At 74.0% G+C, this 21089-nt stretch carries 12 protein-coding genes; 8 read left to right on the top strand and 4 right to left on the bottom strand.

All coding sequences use genetic code 11. The annotated features are described in order from the left end of the window. Window positions 1-14: 14 nt before the first annotated feature. A complete protein-coding gene (locus tag ACFWP3_RS15130; RefSeq protein ID WP_384220573.1) occupies window positions 15-872 on the top strand; it encodes a phosphotransferase enzyme family protein in 858 nt (285 codons plus the stop codon). 46 nt (window positions 873-918) lie between these two features. On the opposite strand, the gene ACFWP3_RS15125 is transcribed toward ACFWP3_RS15130, so the two are convergent. Beyond that, on the bottom strand, window positions 919-1821 hold the full coding sequence (locus tag ACFWP3_RS15125; RefSeq protein ID WP_384220570.1) for a LysR family transcriptional regulator: 903 nt from the start codon (window positions 1819-1821) through the stop codon (window positions 919-921). Between the two features lie 110 nt (window positions 1822-1931). Between ACFWP3_RS15125 and ACFWP3_RS15120 the strand changes: the two genes are divergently transcribed. Continuing rightward, entirely contained in the window at window positions 1932-3137 is a 1206-nt protein-coding gene (locus ACFWP3_RS15120; RefSeq protein ID WP_384220569.1) for an MFS transporter, read from the top strand. A gap of 443 nt (window positions 3138-3580) precedes the next feature. On the opposite strand, the gene ACFWP3_RS15115 is transcribed toward ACFWP3_RS15120, so the two are convergent. Continuing rightward, on the bottom strand, window positions 3581-4372 hold the full coding sequence (locus tag ACFWP3_RS15115; RefSeq protein WP_384220567.1) for an alpha/beta fold hydrolase: 792 nt from the start codon (window positions 4370-4372) through the stop codon (window positions 3581-3583). Window positions 4373-4567: 195 nt separating this feature from the next. Here ACFWP3_RS15115 and ACFWP3_RS15110 point away from each other — a divergent pair, with 195 nt between their 5' ends. The 6 genes from ACFWP3_RS15110 (at window position 4568) to ACFWP3_RS15085 (ending at window position 18887) form a co-directional block, all read left to right on the top strand. After that, the gene (locus ACFWP3_RS15110) at window positions 4568-11821 is read left to right on the top strand and encodes an amino acid adenylation domain-containing protein (protein ID WP_384220565.1); all 7254 of its coding nucleotides are present in this window, start codon (window positions 4568-4570) and stop codon (window positions 11819-11821) included. A gap of 10 nt (window positions 11822-11831) precedes the next feature. Further along, window positions 11832-13004, top strand: coding sequence for an FAD-dependent monooxygenase (locus tag ACFWP3_RS15105; protein ID WP_384220562.1), 1173 nt, complete (start codon window positions 11832-11834; stop codon window positions 13002-13004). A gap of 35 nt (window positions 13005-13039) precedes the next feature. Then, window positions 13040-13927 (top strand): SDR family oxidoreductase, encoded by an 888-nt coding sequence (locus tag ACFWP3_RS15100; RefSeq protein ID WP_384220560.1) that lies wholly within the window; start codon window positions 13040-13042, stop codon window positions 13925-13927. Window positions 13928-14343: 416 nt separating this feature from the next. Continuing rightward, window positions 14344-16104: a phenylacetic acid degradation protein PaaN gene (gene paaN, locus ACFWP3_RS15095; RefSeq protein WP_384220558.1), complete on the top strand. Its 1761-nt coding sequence runs from the start codon at window positions 14344-14346 to the stop codon at window positions 16102-16104. Next, on the top strand, window positions 16101-17318 hold the full coding sequence (locus tag ACFWP3_RS15090; protein ID WP_384220556.1) for a helix-turn-helix transcriptional regulator: 1218 nt from the start codon (window positions 16101-16103) through the stop codon (window positions 17316-17318). The genes paaN and ACFWP3_RS15090 overlap by 4 nt, the downstream gene beginning before the upstream one ends. Before the next feature lie 117 nt (window positions 17319-17435). Beyond that, window positions 17436-18887: an FAD-dependent oxidoreductase gene (locus ACFWP3_RS15085; RefSeq protein ID WP_384220555.1), complete on the top strand. Its 1452-nt coding sequence runs from the start codon at window positions 17436-17438 to the stop codon at window positions 18885-18887. Window positions 18888-18946: 59 nt separating this feature from the next. On the opposite strand, the gene ACFWP3_RS15080 is transcribed toward ACFWP3_RS15085, so the two are convergent. Continuing rightward, window positions 18947-19672, bottom strand: a complete 726-nt coding sequence (locus ACFWP3_RS15080) for a 3'-5' exonuclease (protein WP_384220551.1) — start codon at window positions 19670-19672, stop codon at window positions 18947-18949. A 97-nt stretch (window positions 19673-19769) separates the two neighbouring features. Next, window positions 19770-21020, bottom strand: a complete 1251-nt coding sequence (locus tag ACFWP3_RS15075; protein ID WP_384220549.1) for an SAV2148 family HEPN domain-containing protein — start codon at window positions 21018-21020, stop codon at window positions 19770-19772. Window positions 21021-21089 lie beyond the last annotated feature (69 nt).

The following is a 21089-nucleotide window of genomic DNA, read 5'->3' as shown; positions in this document are numbered from 1 at the left end:
ATCCGGAGTACGAGATGGACGAGGCGCGGGCCAGGGACGTACTGGCGGCCGCGGGCCTGGGCGGCGAAGGCGCCGCACTGCTGGCCCTGGGCGAGAACGCGGTCTTCGCGACCGGGGAACTGGTGGTGAAGGTGGGCCGCGCGGACGGGGCCCTCGCGGCGCGGGCCGAGCGCGAACTGGCCGTGGCGTACTGGCTGGAACAGGCCGGCGTCCCGGCGGTCCGCGCGGCCGAGCCGACGGCGCGGCTGGTCGCGGGGCATCCCGTGACGCTGTGGCACCGGCTGCCGGAGGCGGTGCGCCCGGCGGGGCCGGAGGACCTCGCGGTACTGCTGCGGCGGATCCACGCCCTGTCCGCGCCGCCGTTCCCGCTGGCCGCGCGGGACCTGCTGGGCGGTGTCGAACGCTGGCTGCGGCTGGCCGGCGACGCGATCGACCCGGCGGACGCGGCGTACCTGCGGGCCCGGCGCGACGCCTACGCGGGCGAGGTGGCCGCACTGGTCCCGCACCTGCCGCGGGGGCCCATTCACGGCGACGCCCTGCCCCGCAACGTGCACGTCGGCCCGGACGGCCCGGTCCTGGTGGACCTGGAGACCGTCTCGGCCGACCTGCGGGAGCACGACCTGGTGGTGATGGCCCTCTCCCTGGACCGGTACGGGCTGCCGGCCGCGTCGTACGAGGCGTTCGTGGCGGCGTACGGCTGGGACGTCCGCGACTGGGCGGGCTGCGCGGTGCTGCGCGGGGCCCGCGAGACGGCCAGCTGCGCCTGGGTCTCCCAGCACGCACCGACCAACCCGAAGGCACTGGCCGAGTTCCGCCGCCGGGTGGCCTCCCTGCGCGAGGACGCGCCGGAGGTGCGCTGGCACCCGTTCTGAGCCGTCGCCGCCGGCCCGTCCGTCCGTGCGTCAGTCCGTCCGTGCGTCAGTCCGTCGGGCCGGCCGTTTCGGCGACCGCCAGGGCGAAGGCCTCCGCCTGGGTGGAGGGGCGCGTGCGGTGGCGGATGAGGCCCAGTTCGGAGTCGGGCAGGCCCTGCACCGGGACGAAGGTGAGGGAGTCGCGGCGGCCGTGGTAGTCGGCCGTGGACCGGCACAGCAGCATGGCGCCGCGGTTGGCCGCCGTCAGACTCAGGCCTTCCTGAAGGGTGTTGACGCTGGGTCCGGCCGGTACGGGGAGCCCGCCCGGGGTCAGGCCGGGGGCTTGGGCCTGCCGCCAGTACTCGGGGGCGCCGCCGTCGATGCCGATGAGCCGGCAATCGGCGAGCTCCTCGGCGGAGAGCGAGTCCCGGGCGGCGAAGGGGTGCCGGACGGACACGGCGAGGGTCTGCGGCTGCCGGGAGAAGACCGGGCCGAGGACGAGGTCGTCCTCGGCCACCGGCAGCAGGACCACCGCGCAGTCCACCTCCTGGCGGCGCAGCGGCCCGAAGGGATCGGAGAGCGGGATCTCGACGATGTCGATCGCGCAGTCCGGGTACCGGTCGCCGAACAGGGCGATCGCCCGGCTGAGGTAGTCGTCGACGGTGCCCTGGAAGCCGATGCGCAGCTCCCCGCCCATGCCGCGCGCGGCGGCCCGTGCCTCGTCGACCGTGGCGCGCAGGGCGTCGTACGCGGGGCGCAGGCCCGCGAGGAAGCTCTCGCCCAGCGGGGTCAGGCGCACCCGCCGGCTGGTGCGTTCGACGAGCGGCGCGCCGATGCGGCTCTCCAGGGAGCGCAGCAGCTGGCTGACCCGGCTCTGCGAGACGTACAGCCGCTCGCCGGTCCGTCCGAAGTGCAACTCCTGCGCGAGCACGAGGAACGTCTCCAGCTCGCGTATCTCGACACCGCTCATGGCTTCCTTTCTACACCGCCGCCCCGTTGCGGCCGATCAAGTAGCCCCGCTTATCGAAGGATGAGGGATCGGCCGTTGTTCCCGCAGGTCGGGGCGGGTTGGCTGGTCGCATGGCACAGACTGAGGAAATTGCAGACACCACCGGGGTGCCGGAGCGATCCGCGACCCGCGGCTGGCTCGGCGTCGCGGCGGTCGCGAGCGCGACGTTCACGGTGGTGACGTCGGAGATGCTGCCCGTGGGCCTGCTGACGCCCATCGGGGACGCGCTCAAGGTGAGCGAGGGCACCGCCGGACTGACCCTGACCATCACCGGCCTGGTCGGAGCGGTGTCGGCGCCGCTGCTGACACCGCTGTTGGGGCGGTTCGACCGGCGGGCGGTGCTGTGCGCGCTGATGGCGGTCCTGACGGTGGGCAACCTGCTCGCGGCGTGGACCCCGAACTTCGGGGTGATGGTGGCCGCCCGCGTGCTGGTCGGCATCGGCATGGGCGGCGTCTGGGCGATCGCGGCGGGTCTGGCGGTACGCCTGGTGCCGCCGAAGTCCATCGGCTCCGCCACCTCGTTGATCTTCAGCGGCATCGCGGTGGCCTCGGTGCTCGGCGTTCCCGCGGGCACGTACATCGGCGAACTGGCCGACTGGCGGACCGCGTTCGTCACCGTGGGCGTACTGGCGCTGGTGGTGCTGATCGCCCTGGCGGTGCTGCTGCCGCGGCTGCCCGCGGAGCAGGACGTGCGGCTCAGCGGTGTGATGCGGCTGTTCGGCGAGGCACGGGTACGGACCGGGCTGATCGTGGTGGCACTGCTGGTCACCGGTCACTTCGCCGCCTACACGTACGTACGGCCCGTGCTGGAGGAGGTCTCGGGGGCGAGTGCCGGGATGATCGGCACGCTGCTGCTGGTGTACGGAATCGCGGGCGTGGCGGGCAACTTCGCCGCCGGTGCGGGCGCCGGGCGCTCCCCGCGCTCCACCCTGCTGGTGATCAGCGCCGTACTGGCGGCCACGGTCGCGCTGGTACCGCTGCTCGGCGGCTCGGTCCTGACCGCCGGTGTGCTGCTCGCCGTCTGGGGGCTGTCGTACGGCGGTGTGTCGGTCAGCACCCAGACCTGGCTGCTGGCTGCGGCTCCCGAGGCGCGCGAGGCCGCGTCCTCGCTGTTCGTCGGTGTGTTCAACGGGGCGATCGCGCTCGGTGCGCTGGCCGGCGGGCTGGCCGCGGACGGCGCGGGGGTCACCGCGGTGATGTGGCTGGGCGGCGGGCTCGCCGTCGCGGCCCTCGCGGTGACGGCCCTGGGCAAGGCGCCCTCGTCCGGGCGCCTGTGATGACCGGGCGAACGATGACCCGGCCTCCTGCGTCCCGGCCACCTGCGACCCGGCCCCCTGCGTTCCGGCCACCCATGCCCCGGCCACCGACGCCCCGGCCACCGACGCCCCGGCCGCTGCGCCCGGGCCCCTGAGACCGGCGCGCTCCTGAGACCGGGGCCGCCTCCGAGACCGGGGCCGCCTCCTAGACCGGGGCCCTCCCAGACCGGGGCCCTCCCAGACCGGAGCGCCTCCGACACCGGAGCGCCTCCGACACCGGAGCGCCCCCCAGACCCGCCCGGCGCCCACCCCCGGGCCGTGCCGTCCCGCTCCCCGGGACGGCCGGCCGGGCGCCGGGCCGGCGACCGGCCGCCCCCGCCGTCCGGCCGTTGCGGGACGGCCCCGACGGCGGGGCGGTACGGCTCGGGCGGTACGGGCGGGCCTGCCCGTACCGCCCGTGGCGGTCAGCGCCCGACGCCGTCGAGGAACTCGGTGATCAGCCCGGCCCACTCGGCCGGCCGCTCCGCGGCGATGGCGTGACCGCAGTCCAGCGTCGCCAGCCGGGCCCCCGGGATCCCCTCCGCGAGTTCGCGGGAGTGAACGGGAGTGGTGAGGAGGTCGCCGAGGGGCGAGACGACGAGGACCGGCACCGCGATCCGCGCCAGGTCGGCCCGTACGTCGATGTCGTCGAAGAGGGCCAGCTGCGCGTCGGTGCCCGGCGGCATTCCCGCGGAGAAGAGGGCGAGCTGTTCCTCGACCTCCTCGTGGGAGCGCTCGTCGAGCCAGTCGGCGCCGCCGACCACAAGCGAGAGGTAGGAGGCCAGGACCCGGCTGTCGCCGTCCGGCGCGCCGAGCGCCCGCCAGGTGTCGATCACCAGCTTGAGGCGGGCGTTCGGACGGGCGAATCCCGAGGAAAGAACAAGGGCGGTAACCCGCTCGGGATGACGCACCGCGGCCCGCACGGCCACCGTCGTCCCCATGGAGAATCCGGATATGGCAAAAGAATGTACGCCGGATTGCACGGCGCTTTCCACAATGTGATCGGCGAGCAGGTCGAGTGTCAGCGGGCCGTCCGGGAGAGGGTTATTCCCGGAGCCCGGATAATCCGGGCCGACGACGGTTCGACGGCTCGCCAGACTTTCGAGGACCGGTCCGTAACTGTCCTCGATGTCACTGCCCGCACCATGCGCGAGCAGCAGTCCTGGTCCGCTGCCGCGCACGAGGACGGATTTCTTGGAAGGGATCAGAGAGGTCATGGCGGAGATGTTAGCGAGAGCTCGTGAAAATCCCTGACCAATATCGCGCGGATCACATATTCCCACTCCTGACTACCTGATCGAGTAGTCCTTCTCCACTCATACGAGTAGTGGTGAAGCGGATTGGGGGAAACGTAGGCTCCTGAGCATCGGACGGCAAACATTCCGGCTGTCCGAATTAGCGAAGGAAGGCCGATGCTCGCAACACGCCAGCTCCCTCTGTCCGCCTACCAGCTGGACATTTGGGCTGCCGAGTCCACCGCGCCGGGTGACCCCCAGTTCAACGTGGTCATTCAGGAGCGGTTGGCCGGCGATGTCGACGTGGACAGCTTGAAGGAATCGCTCGAGGAGGTCCTGCGCGGCAACGACGCGTTCTCGCTGCGCTTCGACGAACACGACGGGATCCCCTGCCAGTGGGTGGCCGGGGCCGATGAGCAGGAGGAGGCCGGCCCCTGGGTCCAGTACGTCGACTTCTCCGGCGCGGCCGACCCCGCGGCGGCCTGCGCGGCGTGGCGGGAGTACTCCTTCACGCACCCCTTCACCCTGCGGCGTTCGCGTTTGTTCACGGCCGCAGTGCTGCGCGAGAGTGCCTCGGTCGTCCATGTGCACCTCAATGCCCACCACCTGATCGCCGACGCCTGGGCGCTGAACCAGGTCAGCCGTCAGCTGTGGGAGCGCCACGGCGACCGGGTGGCCTCCGCCATGGCCGCCGGGACCGGGGCCGCGCCCGTGGACCGTCCTGCCCTCCCGTCCGTCACCGCGCTGGTCGGGGCGGACTCCGCCTACCGCGCGTCCGGGGCCTTCGAGGAGGACCGGGCGTACTTCCGCGACGCGCTGAAGGGCGTGCAGCCCGCCCTGTTCACCCGGGCCACGGTGGCTCCGGCGGACGGTGCCCGGCGCCGGGCCCGGCACACCTTCACCGTCGAGGCCGACCTGGTGCGCCGCATCCGCGGCGCCGGCAGCTCGCCGTTCTCGTTCCTCGCGGCCGCCTTCGCCGCCTACTTCTCCCGTGTGCACCGCAGCGAGGAGCTGGTGCTCGGCGTCCCGTTCCGCAACCGGCGCTCGGACGCCGACCTCGAGACGGTCGGTCAGCTGGCCAACAACCTCCCGCTGCGCGTGCCCGTCGGCCCCGAGGCCACCCTGCACGAGCTGGCCGCCTCGGTCCGCCGCAGCACGGACGCGCTGCGCGACCACGAGCGGCTCGCCCTCGGCGACGTGCTGCGCGACCTGCCGGCCGTCGGCGCGGGCTCCCGCCGGCTCTTCGACATCACCCTCTCCTACCTGCGCCACCCCCGGCCCGCGCCGCTCCCGGGCACCTCGCTGGAGTCCGTCGTCCTGGCGCCCGTCCACCACCAGGACGCGCTGTCCGTGATGGTGCACGCTTTCGAGGACGACGCCGACCTGCGGGTCGATCTCGACTACGCCGTCGACGTGTTCGACGAGGACTACCCGATCGCCTCGGTCGCGGGCCACCTGCTGCGCCTGATCGCCGCCGGGGCGGCCGAGCCCGGCCGGGCCGCGGCGACGCTGGCCGTGCTGGACGAGGCCGAGCTGAAGGACCTCACGGTGCTGCTGCAGGGGCCCGAGGTCCCGTACGCCGACGACCGGACCGTGCACGGCCTGATCGCCGAGCAGGCCGCCCGCACCCCGGACCGGACCGCGGTGACCGGCGCGGACGGCGCCCCGCCGCTGACCTACGCGCAGCTCGACACCCGTTCCAACCAGGTGGCGCACGCCCTGCGCGCCCGGGGCGTGGGCACCGGCGACCGGGTGGCCGTCCTGATGGACCGCTCCCCGCAGCTGATCGTCGCCCTGCTCGGTGTCCTCAAGTCCGGCGGCGCCTACGTACCCGTGGACCCGGGCTATCCCGCGGAGCGCATCGGATTCCTGCTCCAGGACAGCCGGGCCAAGGTGGTGCTGACCGACGGCGGGACCCCGGTCGAGGACCAGGACGTACCGGTCCTGCGCACCGACGAGCTGCTGACCGGCCCGGGCGGGCCGCTGGAGGACCCGGCCGGCCCGCGCGACCTCGCGTACGTGATCTACACCTCGGGCTCGACCGGCCGGCCCAAGGGCGTCATGGTCGAGCACCACTCGGTGGTCAACCGGCTCGCCTGGATGCAGAAGGCCTACCCGGTCGGCGAGGGCGACGTCCTGCTCCAGAAGACGCCGATCTCCTTCGACGTCTCCGTGTGGGAGCTCTTCTGGTGGGCGATCGAGGGCGCGGGCCTCGCCCTGCTGCCCGTCGGCGGCCAGCGCGACCCGCGCGGGATCCTGCGCACGATCGCCGAACAGCGCGTCACCACGCTGCACTTCGTCCCCTCCATGCTGGGCCCCTTCCTCGACCTGCTCGAGGACCGGCCGGAGCTGCGCGCCGAAGCCGCCTCGCTGCGGCAGGTGTTCTGCAGCGGCGAGGCCCTGCCCGCCGCGCGCGCCGAGCAGTTCAACCGGGTGTTCGGCTCGCGCGGCGAGAGCGCCCCGCGGCTGGTCAACCTGTACGGGCCCACCGAGGCCACCGTCGACGTGTCGTACTTCGACTGCCCGACGGCCACCGAGGGGCCGGTCCGCCGGATCCCCATCGGCCGGCCCATCGACAACACCCGGCTGTACGTGGTGGACGCGCACGGCGGGCTCCAGCCGGCCGGTGTCCCCGGCGAGCTGTGCATCGGCGGCGTCGGCGTGGCCCGCGGCTACCTGGAGCGGCCCGAGCTGACCGCGGAGAAGTTCACCGAGGACCCCTTCTCGCCGGGCGGGCGGCTCTACCGCACCGGCGACCTCGCCCGCTGGCTGGCCGACGGCACCCTGGAGTACCTGGGGCGCATCGACGGCCAGGTCAAGATCCGCGGCAACCGGGTGGAGCTCGGCGAGGTGCAGAACCGGCTGGCCTCCGTGGCCGGCGTACGGGACGCCGTCGTGGTGGACCACCAGTCGGGCAGCCGGGGCACCCTGCTGATCGGCTACTACGTCGCGGACAGCGAGCTCAGCCCGGCCCTGCTGCGCGGTGAACTGGCCTCCGCGCTGCCCGAGTTCATGGTCCCGGCGCATTTCATCCGGATCGACACCGTCCCGCTGACCCCGAACGGCAAGGCCGACCGCCGCGCCCTGCCCGCCCCCTCGGCGACCGCCGGCCCGCAGTACACGGCGCCGCGCAACGCCACCGAGGAGACGCTCGCCGCGATCTGGGCGGAGGTGCTGGAGGCGGAGCGGGTCGGGATCCACGACGACTACTTCGCGCTCGGCGGTGACTCGATCACGATGCTGCGCATCCGCGCCCGGGCCGAGAAGGCCGGCATCGCGTTCGACCTGACGGACCTGGTGCAGCAGCCGACCGTCGCCCAGCTGGCCGCCCGGTCGGCCACCGGCACCGCGGCCGCCGCGCCCGCCGCCGAACTCGCCCCCTTCGCCCTGGTCTCGGGCGTCGACCGGGCCCGGCTCGAAGGCCGCGCCGACGCCTACCCGCTCACCCGGCTCCAGCTCGGCCTGCTCTACCACAGCCGGGCCGAGCAGGACTCGGCCGTCTACCGCGACGTCTTCCAGTACAGCGTCACGGCCGCATGGGACGAGGAGGCCTTCCGGCGCGCCTTCGGACGGCTCGTGGCACGCCACCCCGTCCTGCGCTCCTCCTTCGACCTGGGCTCCTTCTCCGAGCCGCTCCAGATCGTGGACCACGAGGTGACCGGCGGCTTCGACGCCGTGGACCTGCGCGGACTCCCGGAGGCCGAGGCGCTCGCCGAGATCGGGGCGCACGTCGAGGAACGGCGCTTCCACCGCTACGACTTCGAGCAGGCCCCGCTGCACCACCTGCGCGCCCACGTCCGCGAGGAGACGCTCGAGCTGGTCCTGAGCTTCCACCACGCGATCCTCGACGGCGGCAGCGTGGCCACCCTGGTCGCCGAGCTGCTGCGGGACTACCTGCACGGCCTGGGCCACCCCATCGAGGCGGTGGCCGAGACCGCCCTGCCCTCGGCGGCCCACCACGTGCGCGCCGAACGCGAGGCCCTGGAGTCGGAGCCGACCCGCGCCTTCTGGCGCGAGCGGCTGCGGGACGCTCCGCTGCTGCGCCTGCAGCCCTTCCGCGGACACGAGGCCCCGGGCCCGGACGCGCAGATCACCCGGATTGTGGACCTGCCCGCCGAACTCACCGAGCAGGTCGCCCTGTTCGCCCGGGAGCGGACGCTGCCGGTGAAGTCGGTGCTGTTCGCGGCGCACTGTCTGACGCTCGGACTGTTCTCCGGCTCCGACGACATCACCACCGGCCTGGTCACCCACGGCCGCCCCGAGCTGGAGGACGCCGACCGCATCGCCGGGCTGTTCCTCAACACGATGCCCGTGCGGCTGGGCACCGCCGCCGACAGCTGGGCCGACGTGGTCCGGGCCGCCTTCCGGCAGGAGCAGCAGAGCCACGCCCACCGCCGCTACCCGCTCAGCGCGATCCAGGAGGACCGGGGCTCCACCGTGCTGGAGACCGCCTTCAACTACATCCACTTCCGCCAGCTGGCCGCCGTCTTCGAGCTGCCCGGGGTCCGCCTGCTGGACTTCCGGACCTGGGAGGAGACCAACTTCCAGCTGCTGGTGAACGCCATGACCGACCCGGTCGACGGCTCCGTCCGGCTGCGGCTGGACCACCACGGGCTGACCTTCACCCCGGCCCAGGCCGACCTGTACGCCGAGCGGTTCACCGCGATCCTGGACCGGCTGGTCCACCACCCGGACGAGGCACCGGACTTCGGCTTCCTCGCACCGGAGCCGGAGCCGGCCGCGGCCCTGGAGCAGCAGGACGCCGCCGCACCGCCGGACGTCGTACGCGCCGTCGCGCGGCAGAGCGCCCTGACTCCGCAGGCCACGGCCCTGGTGTTCGGCGACCGCCGCTGGACCTACGCCGAACTGGACGCGGCCGCCGACCGGGTGGCCCGCGAGCTGATCGCGCTCGGCTCCCGGCCCGGTGACCGGATCGGCATCGCGATGGACCGCTCGCCGGAGACCGTCGCCGTCATCCTCGGCGTCATGAAGGCCGGCGCCGCGACCGTCCCGCTGGACGTCAGCTACCCGGTGGACCGGCTGACCGCGATGGTGGAGCAGGCCCGCCCGTTCCGCGTCATCGCGAACGCCGCGCACAGCGCCACCGTCGGCGGGCCGGCGCTCGTCCTGCCGGCCGAGGAGCTCTTCGCCGAGGACGGCGGGCGGCCGTACCTGCCCCGGATCCCGGCGGAGGTGACCGAGGAGATCACCCCCGACTCCATCGCCTACGTGCTGTTCACCTCGGGTTCCACGGGCGCGCCCAAGGGCGTGGCGATGCCGCACCGCTCCCTGGCCCACCTGGTCGCCTGGCAGAACGGCATCCCCAGCGGGGTCGTCGGCGGGGTGACCGCCCAGTACGCGCCGCTGAGCTTCGACGTCTCCTTCCAGGAGATCTTCTCCACGCTCGCGGGCGGCGGCACCCTGCTGCTGCTCTCCGAGGACGAGCGCCGCGACATGCCCGCCCTGCTGCGGCTGCTCGACCGCGAGGGCGTGGAGCGCATCTACCTCCCGTACGTCGCGCTCCAGCAGCTGGCCGAGACCGCGGACGCGCTCGGGCTCGCCCCGCGCTCGCTGCGCGCCCTGCTCTCCTCCGGCGAGCAGCTGCGCGTCACCGACGAGATACGCGCGCTGTGCGCGGCGCTGCCCGGGGTGATCCTGGAGAACCAGTACGGGCCGACCGAGTCGCACGTGGTGACCGCCTACACGATGCAGGGCGACCCGGCCGGGTTCCCGGCCCTGCCGCCGATCGGGCGGGCTATCGAAGGCTCCTCAGTCCACGTCCTGGACGGCCGGCTGCGGCCGGTTCCGGCCGGGGTGCGCGGTGAGCTGTACCTGTCGGGCGCCTGCCTGGCGGAGGGGTACGTGGGCCGCCCCGACCTGACCGAGGAGCGGTTCGTCCCGCACCCGTCCCCCGCGGCCGCGGCGGCGGGGGTGCGCCTGTACCGCACGGGCGACCTGGGCTTCGCGCTGCCCGGCGGTGACGTGGTGTGCCTGGGCCGGGCCGACGCGCAGGTCAAGGTGCGCGGATACCGGGTGGAGCCGGCCGAGGTGGAGCTGGCCATCACCCGCTTCGCCGCGGGCCACCCGGGGATCGCGGAGGCCGCGGTCGTGGCCCGCCGCCGGGAGGGCAACGACTCCTTCCTCGCCGCGTTCCTGACGGGCGACCCCGACGGCGCGGACCTGACGCTGCTGCGCAAGCAGCTGCGGACGGTGCTGCCCGAGTACATGATGCCCTCGCACTTCGAGTGGCTGGCGGCCCTGCCGCTGACGCCCAGCGGCAAGCGCGACGACAAGGCGCTGCGCGCCGCCCCGCTGAGCACGGGGGCCACCGCCGACGCCGCGGCGGCGCCGCGCGACGCGTACGAGGAGACGCTGGTCGAGATCGTCGGCGATCTGCTCCAGCTGCCGGCGCTCGGCGTGCACGACAACATCTTCGACCTCGGGGCGACCTCGCTGACGGCGATGCGCCTGGTGGTGCAGATCGAGCAGCGCTACGGGATCAGCGTCCCGCTCTCGGAGTTCGTGTCGGCGCCGACGGTGGCCGAACTGGCCGCGCGGCTGCGGTCGGGCGACGCGGCGACCGCCTTCGACCCGCTGGTGCCCATCCGTCCGGCCGGGTCGAAGCGTCCGATGTTCTTCGTCCACCCGATGGGCGGGAACGTGCTCTGCTACGTCCGGTTCGCCAAGTACCTGGAGGAGGACCAGCCGTTCTACGCCCTCCAGGCGGCCGGCGGCGATCCCGGCACCGAACCGCTGCGCAGCGTCGAGGAGATCGCGGCCAGCTACATCGAGGCGATGCGCCGGGTGCAGCCGAGCGGCCCGTACGTGATCGGCGGCTGGTCGTTCGGCGGGTTCGTGGCCTTCGAGATCGCCCGGCAGCTGCGGGCGGCCGGCCAGGAGGTCGCCCGGCTGGTGCTGCTGGACACCACCGCCCTCAACCCGGGCCGGCGCCTGACCACGGACGACGACGCCCTGCTGGGCTGGTTCTTCTGGGAGCTGCTGTGGCTGCGGCGCGGGGGCGACTCCCCGCTGGAGCTGATCCCGGACCGGCTGACGACGCTGGAGGAGAAGTTCGGCTTCATCGCCCAGCTCGCCATCGACGAGGGCGTACTGCCCGCGGGGAGCACCGGTGCCGTCGTACGGCGCCTGTTCCACGTGTACGAGGCCAACTGGAAGGCGGCGTTCGCCTACCGGCCCGAGGTGGTGGACCAGGACATGGTCCTCATCCACGCCGCGCAGCCGCTCCCCGGGGTCCTCAACTCGATGCACACGGCCATCGAGAGCATGCACGCGGACCCGAGCAACGGCTGGCGCGAGCGCACCAGCGGTGTGCTCGAGGTCGTGGACGTACCCGGCGACCACCTCACGATCATGGAGGAGCCGTACGTGGCCCACATGGTCCAGGTCGTCACCGAACTGATCGGACAGTGAGATGACACGGATGACACACCGCAAGAAGGCCCTGGTGATCGGCGCGGGGATCGGCGGCCTGACCGCCGCGGTCGCGCTGCGCGAGGCGGGCCTGGACGTCGAGGTCCACGAGCGGGCGGGCGAGCTGCGGGCGGCGGGTTCGGGCCTCTCGGTGATGAGCAACGCGATCGGCGCGCTGAACTCGCTGGGCGTCGGCATCGACCTGGAGAAGCGCGGGGAAGCCCTGCGCTCGTACCACGTCAAGACGGCCTCGGGCCGGCTGATCAGGGAGTTCCCCTTCCCGGAGATCATCGGCAGGCTGGGGGTGCCCAGCGTGCTCATCACCCGGGCGGACCTCCAGCAGGCGCTGCTGGAGGCGGCGGAGGGCATACCGCTGCACCTCGGCGCGGCGGCCACCGCCTTCGAGACGGAGGAGGTGCCGGGCGGCGGCGTACGGGTCTCGTTCGAGGACGGGACCAGCGCCGAGGGGGACGTGCTGATCGGCGCGGACGGCTTCAACTCCGTGGTCCGCAGGCAGCTGGTGGGGCCGGAGGACTCGCAGGACAGCGGCTACATCTGCTGGCTCGCGGTGGTCCCGTTCTCGCACCCCCGCTTCACCCCGGGCTCGGTCACCCACTTCTGGGGCAGCGGCAAGCGCTTCGGGCTCGTGGACATGGGCGCGGGACGGCTGTACTGGTGGGGCACCAAGAACATGCCGGCCGAGCTGTCGAAGGACTGGAAGGGCGGCAAGGCGGAGGTCCTGCACGCCTACGACGGCTGGGCCGACGAGGTGCGCCAGGCGATCCTGGCCACCCCCGAGGAGTCGATCATCGCGGTGCCCTCGCGGGACCGGGCGTTCCTGGAGCGCTGGGGCCGGGGGCCGGTGACCCTGCTGGGCGACGCCGCGCACCCGATGCTCACCAGCCTCGGCCAGGGCTCGGGCATGGCGATCGAGGACGCCGTGGTGCTGGGCCGGGCCCTGAAGGACGCGCCCGACCTGCCGCGGGCCCTGCGCCGGTACGAGGACGAGCGGCGGGAGCGGACCCGGGGGATGGTGGCCGCCTCGCGCGGCATCAGCTCCTTCGAGCAGTCCGAGGACCCGTTCCGCCGGCCGGTGCGGGACGCGTACTTCCGGTTCATGCCGCAGAGCCGGCTCACCCGCACGCTGGAGGACGCCCTCACCTTCCCGGCGGTGGCCGGATGACCGCCCCCGCCCCCGCTTCCCGTAGGAGTCAGCTCGTGTCAGCCGCTTCCCACCGCACCGCCCTGTCGCCGCGCGGCCGGTCCGTCCTGGTCACCGGGGCCTCCTCCGGCCTCGGCCGGGTCTGCGCCCTCCAGCTGGAGGAGGCGGGCTTCCGGGTGTTCGCCGGTGTCCGCAAGGAGGCCGACGCCCTGGCGCTGGCCGAGGCCGGCGCGCACGGCCGGATCGTGCCGGTGCTGGTGGACGTGACCGACGAGAAGTCGGTGGCCGCGGCCGCCGAACGGGTTTCGGCCGAGGTCGGCGAGGACGGCCTGTGGGGGCTGGTGAACAACGCGGGCATCTGCGTCTCGGCCCCGCTGGAGTGCGTCTCGCCCGAGCGGCTGCGCGAGCAGCTGGACACCAACGTGGTCGGGCAGCTCGCCGTCACCCAGGCCTTCCTGCCGCTGCTGCGGCGCACCCGCGGCCGGGTGGTCAACGTGACCTCGGGCCTGGGCAGTGTGGCGATCCCGTTCCTCGGGGCGTACGCGGCGGCGCAGTTCGCCAAGGAGGCCCTGACCGACGTCCTGCGCCGGGAGCTGGCACCGCAGGGGGTGGATGTCACCCTGGTGCAGCCCGGGGCCATCATGACGCCGATCTGGGGCAAGGTCTCCGACGTCGCGCGGGCCGCGATGGACGGGGTGCCGGAGCAGCTGGCCGAGCTGTACCGGATCCCCTTCAACCGGTTCCTGCACCAGAACGAGCGGCAGGCCCGGGAGAGCCCGACCCGTCCGGAGGACTTCGCGGAGACGGTCCGGCAGGCGCTGACGGCCCGGCGGCCCAGGACCCGCTACCGGGTGGGTCCGGACGCCCGGAAGGTGAGCGTGCTGGCGCGGGTGCTGCCCGACACGGCGCTCGACCGGTACCTGCGGCCGATCACCACCCAGTAGCCGCGGGGGGCCGGGAGGGTTCCGGCCCCCGCCAGGGGTGCGGCCGCTGAAGAGGCCGTACAGAACAAGCCAGTTGGCACGCCCGCCGGGAGGCGGAGAGCGGTGGTATCGCGCCAGATGATGGCCGATAGCGGCACGTTGCGCGCGATATGGCCATCGTCACAGTTTGACCCGTCTTCTCGGCGGGCGTGCCCAACGTCCCAGATCCGGCCGGGATTTCACCCCGTGTCCCACCGGCCGGAAGTCCGCCATACCTCCCATTTCGCGCTCCACGGTGTGAACGGCCCGTCAATTCCCTTCGTGACCTGACTCCGCCGTGGATGCGAACCAGCCGAATTAGCGTGACCACCGAGGCTTTCCGGACTCGCCGACCCCGGACCGGACCGACCCCTACCGTTCGACGAAGGATGAGGACCATGGCGCACACCGTGCGGCCGCCCGTTCCCGAAACCCGCGCCGACGGCGGCGCGTTGACCCGATTCGCCGCCCGGCACCGCGACACCCTCGAACAGGCCCGCGAGGTGATCCGCACCCGCGAGCACTGGTCGCCGTACGCGGAGGACCCGGAGGATCCACGGGCCTACGGCCGGGGCGCGAGAACCGCCGGCGAGGCCTCCTTCCGCCGGCTCCTCGGCCGGCCCTTCGAGCTCGGACAGCCCGGCCGCGACGGCACCGTGGGCCCCGCCCCGGAGGCCGGCGGCGAGCGCTCCCCGTACGGCGCCCCGCTGGAGGTCTCCTACCCGCACTGCGACCCCGACGTCCTGCTGCCCGCCATGCTGGCGGCCCTGCCCGCCTGGCGCGACGCGGGCCCCGAGGCCCGTGCGGCGGTCTGCGCCGAGATCCTCCACCGGATCAACGCCCGCAGCTCCGAGTTCGCGTACGCGGCCGTGCACACCAGCGGCCACAACTTCCTGATGGCCTTCCACGCGGGCGCCGTCCACGCCCAGGACCGCGGCCTCGAGGCGGTGGCCCGCGCACTCGAGGAGCAGACCCGGCTGCCGGCCGCCTCGATCTGGCGCAAACCGCAGGGCGACGGCCGGGCCGTCACCCTGGCCAAGACCTTCAAGGCGGTACCCCGGGGCATCTCCCTGGTCGTCGCCAACAGCGTCTTCCCCACCTGGAACGGCTACCCGGCCCTCTTCGCCTCGCTGGCCACCGGCAACCCCGTCCTGGTCAAACCGCACCCGGCGGCCGTCCTGCCGCTGGCGCTCACCGTCCGGATCGCCCGCGAGGTGCTGACCGAGGCCGACTTCCCGGCCGACCTGGTGTGCCTGGCGCCCGAACAGCCCGGCGAGGCACTGGCCCGCGTCCTGGCCACCCGCCCCGAGGTCCGCCTCGTCGACTACGCGGGCACCACCGACTTCGGCCGGTGGCTGGAGGACAACGCCCGCCAGGCACGCGTCTTCACCTCCGGATCCGCCGTCAACACCCTGCTCGTCGAGTCGACCGGCGACTACCGCGACATGCTCGCCAACCTCGCCTTCTCCGTCTCCCTCTACAGCGGGCAGCTGTGCACCAGCCCGCAGAACCTGCTGATCCCGCGGGACGGCATCAGCACCGACGAGGGCCACCGGACGTACGGGGAGATCGTCGCCGACCTCGGCGCGGCGCTGGCCGAGCTGCTCGCCGACGACACCGAGGCCGCCGGCATCCTGGGCGCGCTGCTGGGACCCCCGGTCCTGGAGCGGCTCGAACGGGTGATGGCCGGGAAGGCCGGAACCGTGGCCGTCCCCTCCCGCGCCGTACGCGACCCGGCACATCCGGACGCGGTCATCCGCACCCCGGCCGTCGTGACCCTCGACGCCGGCCGGGCCGAAGACCGGGCCACGCTGCTCGCCGAATGGCTCGGCCCCGTGGTCTTCGCCGTCGCGGTGGACTCCGTCGCCGACGCGGTCGCGCTGGTCGCCCGTACCACCCGCGAGTGCGGCGCGCTGTCCGTCGGGCTCTACTCCACCTCGCCGGAGGTGGAGGCGGCGATGGAAGCGGCCTGCGCCGAGGCCGGCGTGATGCTGTCCGCGAACCTGATGGGCGACTGGTACATCTCGCAGTCGGCCGTCTACTCCGATCTGCACGGCACGGGCATGAACCCGTCGGGCAACGCGGTCTACTGCGACACCGCGTTCGTCGCCGCGCGCTTCCACACCGTCGGCGTACGGCGCTACGGCGGCTCGATATGAACGGCACCCTGACCCACATGCCGCTGCGCGGACGCGAGCGGGAGATGCGGCTCATCCGCGAGGTACTGGAGTACGGCCGCCGCTCCGGCCCCGCCGTCCTGTCCATCGAGGGCATGCCCGGCATCGGCAAGACCCGGCTGCTGCGGGAGGCCGCCCTCCTCGCCGACGGCCTGGGCTACGCCGGCCACCACCCCGACCCGTGGGCGGACCCCCGGCATCCGCGCCGCCGCACCGCTCCGGCCCGGCACACCCGGGGCCGGCCCGGCCGCTGCCACGCCCCGGCCGGGCCCGTGCTCGTCCTGGTCGACGACACCCGCCGGACCGTGGACGGGCCGCCGCGGATGCCCTTCACCCCCCGCGAGCGGCCCGGCGTCGACCCCGTGGTCTGGCTGGTGGCCCACCGGCCCGGCGAGGGCCCGGCGCTGCCGGCCGGCCTCACCGGCCGCAGCGAGCACCTCGCGCTGGGCCCGCTGGGCCCGTCCCCCTCGCTGAGCCTGGCCCGCGACCTGCTGGGCGCGCCGCCCTCGCCGGCCCTGGTGCAGCTGCTCGACCAGGCCGGCGGGCACCCGCGGCTGCTGATCGAGCTGATCACCGGGCTCCAGGAGGAAGGCTCCGTGGAGACCGTGGACGACGAGGTCCGGCTGCTGACCTCGCGGCTCCCCGCCCGCCTGGCCACCCGGGTACGGGCCACCCTGGAGCGCTTCTCCCCCGGCTGCCGCCAACTGCTGTGCGTGGCCTCGCTCCTGGGGTGCGAGGTGGTCTACGAGGACTTGGCCCTGATGCTGCGGACCTCGGTGTCCGCCCTGCTCCCGGCCCTGGAGGAGGTGGAGGCCACCGGCGTGGTGCGCAACGACGGCGGCCGGGCCGTCTTCTCCAACCCGCTGCTGCGCCGGCTCATCTCGGACTCCATGCCCGACTCGCTGCGCCTGTCCCTCCAGCGGGAGGCGGCGGCGCTGCGGGCGACAGCGGGGTTCGCCGAGGCACCGGCCGCGGGGCCGGAGCTGAGCGAGCAGCAGCGGGTGCTGGTGGGGCTGGTCCGCGAGGGCCTCACCAACCAGCAGATCGCCCGGCGCCTCGCCCTGTCCCCGCACACCGTCAACTACCACCTGCGGAAGCTGTTCAAGACCTACGGGGTGAGCTCGCGGATCGACCTGCTGACGGCGGCGGAGCACCGGGACACCGCCGGCCGGGCCGCCCGGGCCCGCCAGAACTGACCCGCACCGGCCCGCACACCCCCGCACCGCACACATCCCACGCACCGCACCTGCATCGCATCCCACGCACCGCATCTGCATCGCACCGCACCGCACCGACCGTGGAGAACCCGTACCGTGACCGATCCCGATCTCGTCCTGGCCGGCACCTGGCCCCGCCCCGACACCCCGCCCCCGGCCCGGCGCACCGCCTGGCTGCGGGACGCCCTGCACGCCGAACCCGACGACGGGCGCTCGCCGCAGCTGCTCGACGAGGTGCGCTGCGACGTCCTCGTCGTGGGCGGCGGCTTCACCGGCCTGTGGACCGCCCTGGAGATCCTGCGGCGGGCACCGGGCACGGACATCGTCCTGATCGAGGCCGACGTGTGCGGCGGCGGGGCCAGCGGTGCCAACGCGGGCTACCTGATGCCGATGTGGGCCCGGTTCAGCAGCCTCGTGGCGATCGGCGGGCCCGAGGAGGCGCGCCGGCTGGGCGAGGCCTCCGCCCAGGCCGTGGACGACATCCTCGCCTTCACCGAGACCCACGGCATCGACGTCGAGCACACGCGCGGCCCGTGGCTGTGGGCCGCCTCCTCGCCGGCCCAGCACGGGGCGTGGCGGCAGACCCTGGAGGACCTGCGCCGGGCCGGGACGGAGCCGCTGCACGAGGTGTCCGCCGCCGAGTCCCGGCGGGCCGTCGGCACCCGCAACCACTTCGGCGGGGTCCTCGACCCGGGCTGCGCCACGCTCCAGCCCGCCAAGCTGACCCGCGGCATGCGCCGGGTCGCCATCGAAGCGGGCGTGCGCGTCCACGAGCGGACCCCGCTGACCGCCCTGCGGGCCGCGCCCGGCGGCGCGACCACCGCCCACACGCCCTACGGACGGGTGTCCGCCGAACGGGTCGTGCTCGCCATCAACGCCTGGGCGGGGCAGCTGGAGGACCTCGGCCGCCGGATGGTGACCGTGGCCAGCGACACCGTCGTCACCGAGCCCGTGCCGAAGCTGCTCGCGGACCTCGGCTGGGACGGGCGGACCTCGGTCTGCGACTCCCGCCGCAGGCTGAACTACTACCGCACGACCCCGGACGGCAGGCTGGTCTTCGGCAAGGGCGGCTCCGGCGTGGCCTTCGGCCAGAGCGGGGCCGACACCCTGTGGGGCGATCCGCTGCGCCCCGCCGAGCTGCGGCGCCAGCTCGCCCGGCTCTTCCCGGAGCTCTCCGGCGCGCCGGTGGACGCGGCCTGGACCGCCCCCGTCGAGTACTCGACCACCTCGCTCCCCTTCGCCGGGTGGCTGAAGTCGGTGCCCGGGGTCTGCTACGCCACGGGCTACTCGGGGGACGGGGTGGGCCCCTCCCGGCTGATGGCCAAGGTGCTGGCCTCCCTCGTGCTGGGCACGAAGGACGAGTGGTCGGGCTCGGCCTTCACCCGACCGCCCGGCGGCTGGATCCCCCCGGAGCCGGTCCGCTACCCGGGCGCCCGGCTGGTCATCCCGGCCCTGCGCGCGGTGGAGCACCGCGAGGACCGCGGCCAGGGCGTACCGGGCCTGGTGAAGCGGCTGGCCTCGATCGACCCGTCCGCCTTCCGCCTCTGACCCCGCCCTGCCACTGCCAGTGCCAGTGCCAGTGCCACTGCCACTGCGCTGCCACCTCCCTAGCCGGCCGCCGGCACCATGCCCCGCAGCGGCCACGCCGTGTCGATCACCGCGTCCGGGGTGCCCTGGCGGCGCAGGTAGGACTGGAAGTCGCGGGCCCACCGTGCGTGCCAGGTGCCCTGGCGGTCGTGCAGGTCGGCCGGGGTGAGCGCGGCCACCTCGGGATGCCGCACGGCTATCGCGCGGGCCACCTCGACCGCGGCCAGGGCGTCCGCCCCGGCGTCGTGCGCGGCGTCGAGGGTGACCCCGTACACCCCGCAGACGGCCTCGAGGGTGCGCTTGCCGCGCCGGTAGCGGTCGACGGCCCGGTCGATGGTCAGCGGGTCCACCACCGGCCCGGTCGCCGCCCCGCCCAGCCGGTCGGCCAGCGAGGGCAGCCCGTGCCGGGCCAGTTCCGCGGAGAGCAGGGTCAGGTCGAAGGCCGCGTTGTAGGCGACGACCACCGCCCCGCCCCGCCAGTGCCCGACCAGGGCCTCGGCGACCTCCTCGGCCACCTCCCGCACCGGGCGGCCCTCGGCGACGGCCCGCTCCGTGCTGATCCCGTGGATCGCCGAGGCGCCCTCCGGGATCGGTATCCCCGGGTCCGCGAGCCAGCCGCGCCGCTCGCGCACCTCGCCGCCCCGCACCTCGACCACCGCCGCCGTCACGATCCGCGACTCCCCCGGCTCCGTGCCGGTCGTCTCCAGGTCGAATCCGATCAGCACACCGCCGTGCCAGTCCCCCATCACGCGCCCTTCCCCCCGTACACCTTCGGTCAACGACTTTCAGCCTGCCACGGGCCACTGACAGGCCGGCCGCCGGGGGCACCGCGCGGGGACGGCGTCACGACACCGGCCGGGAGTCCTCCCACACCGATTCGAATTCCTCGCGGTACGTCGTGAACAGCCCGTGGTCGGCGTCCTTGGGCACCCCGCGGCCGCCGCCGCGCAGGACCAGGACGGGGGACTCCATGCCGCGGGCCCGGCGCAGGTACGACTGGACGACCGCGATCCCCGAGGACTGGCCCTCCACCAGGTAGGCGGTGAAGCGCGGGGTCTCGTCGAAGACGTGGATCTCGAACCGCGACGGGTCCCGCAGGCCCGCCCGGACCCGGCGGACGTGCAGGATGTTCATCTCCACCGAGCGGCTCAGCTCGCCCTTGCGCAGCCCCAGCTCGCGCTCGCGGCGCTTGACCGCGCTGCTCGCCGGGTTCAGGAACAGCAGCCGCACCCGGCAGCCGGCCTCGGTGAGCCGGACGAGTCTTCGGCCCGAGAAGTTCTGGACCAGCAGGTTGAGGCCTATGCCGATGGCGTCGAGCCGCCGCGCCCCGCCGAACAGGTCCTCCGCGGGCAGCTGGCGCTGCAGGCGCACCCGGTCCGGGTGGACCGAGATGACGTCCGCGTACCGGTCGCCCACCAGGTCCTCGACGGCGTCGATCGGCAGCCGGTCCGCCGACGGGCTGCCCGCGCCGCCGCCCAGCACCTCCAGCAGCCGCGCCGAGGCCCGTTCCGCCTGCTCCAGCACCGCGCGCGACAGCGCCCGGTTGCGTGAGACCACGTTGCGGGTGACCTCCAGTTCGTCCAGGGCGAGCTCGATCTCGCGCCGGTCGTCGAAGTACGGCTCGAAGCAGGGCCAGTGCTGGACCATCAGCTCGCGCAGCTGCGGCAGCGTCAGGAAGCTCAGCACGTTGTCGTCGGCCGAGTCGAGCAGGTAGCCCTTGCGCCGGCTGACCTCGCGCACGGCGACCGCCCGCTGCACCCACTCCTGCCCGGCGGGCCCGGCCGCCGCGACCACCCAGTCGTCCCCGCCGTGCACGGGCTCGTAGATCGGCCGCAGCACCGCTCCGACCACCGACCGCAGCCGCTGTTCGATCAAGTTCAGCCAGATGTACGCACGGCCCGCGCGTTGCGCCCGCGTACGGACCTCGCTCCAGGCCTCCGCGCCCCAGTCCAGCTCGGCGCCGGCCCGGGCGCTGTCGGCGGCCTTCGGGGCCAGCGACACCGCCCCGGTCACGACCCCCGCCGACGGTGCGTCCGCGGGGCCGCCCTCGTGACCGCTGTCACCAGGGGGCAGCTCCAGACCTCCCGAGCTCACCCGTGCACCGCCTTCTGCGTCTGGACGCCCGTCTCCAGTGATCACGGAAGGGTACTCCGCGCGCGCGGC

It is taken from the genome of Streptomyces sp. NPDC058525, assembly GCF_042719495.1.
In the GTDB taxonomy this organism is placed as follows: domain Bacteria; phylum Actinomycetota; class Actinomycetes; order Streptomycetales; family Streptomycetaceae; genus Streptomyces.
The sequence above is the reverse complement of the archived record's forward strand: the minus strand, read 5'-3'. Positions and strand labels throughout refer to the sequence as shown.

Bases quoted from the DNA above. Each gene is read 5' to 3' on its own strand.
- ACFWP3_RS15130 (WP_384220573.1), top strand. From the start codon at position 15: ATGGACGAGGCGCGGGCCAGGGACGTACTGGCGGCCGCGGGCCTGGGC.
- ACFWP3_RS15125 (WP_384220570.1), bottom strand. From the start codon at position 1,821: ATGAGCGGTGTCGAGATACGCGAGCTGGAGACGTTCCTCGTGCTCGCG.
- ACFWP3_RS15120 (WP_384220569.1), top strand. From the start codon at position 1,932: ATGGCACAGACTGAGGAAATTGCAGACACCACCGGGGTGCCGGAGCGA.
- ACFWP3_RS15115 (WP_384220567.1), bottom strand. From the start codon at position 4,372: ATGACCTCTCTGATCCCTTCCAAGAAATCCGTCCTCGTGCGCGGCAGC.
- ACFWP3_RS15110 (WP_384220565.1), top strand. From the start codon at position 4,568: ATGCTCGCAACACGCCAGCTCCCTCTGTCCGCCTACCAGCTGGACATT.
- ACFWP3_RS15105 (WP_384220562.1), top strand. From the start codon at position 11,832: ATGACACACCGCAAGAAGGCCCTGGTGATCGGCGCGGGGATCGGCGGC.
- paaN (WP_384220558.1), top strand. From the start codon at position 14,344: ATGGCGCACACCGTGCGGCCGCCCGTTCCCGAAACCCGCGCCGACGGC.
- ACFWP3_RS15090 (WP_384220556.1), top strand. From the start codon at position 16,101: ATGAACGGCACCCTGACCCACATGCCGCTGCGCGGACGCGAGCGGGAG.
- ACFWP3_RS15080 (WP_384220551.1), bottom strand. From the start codon at position 19,672: ATGGGGGACTGGCACGGCGGTGTGCTGATCGGATTCGACCTGGAGACG.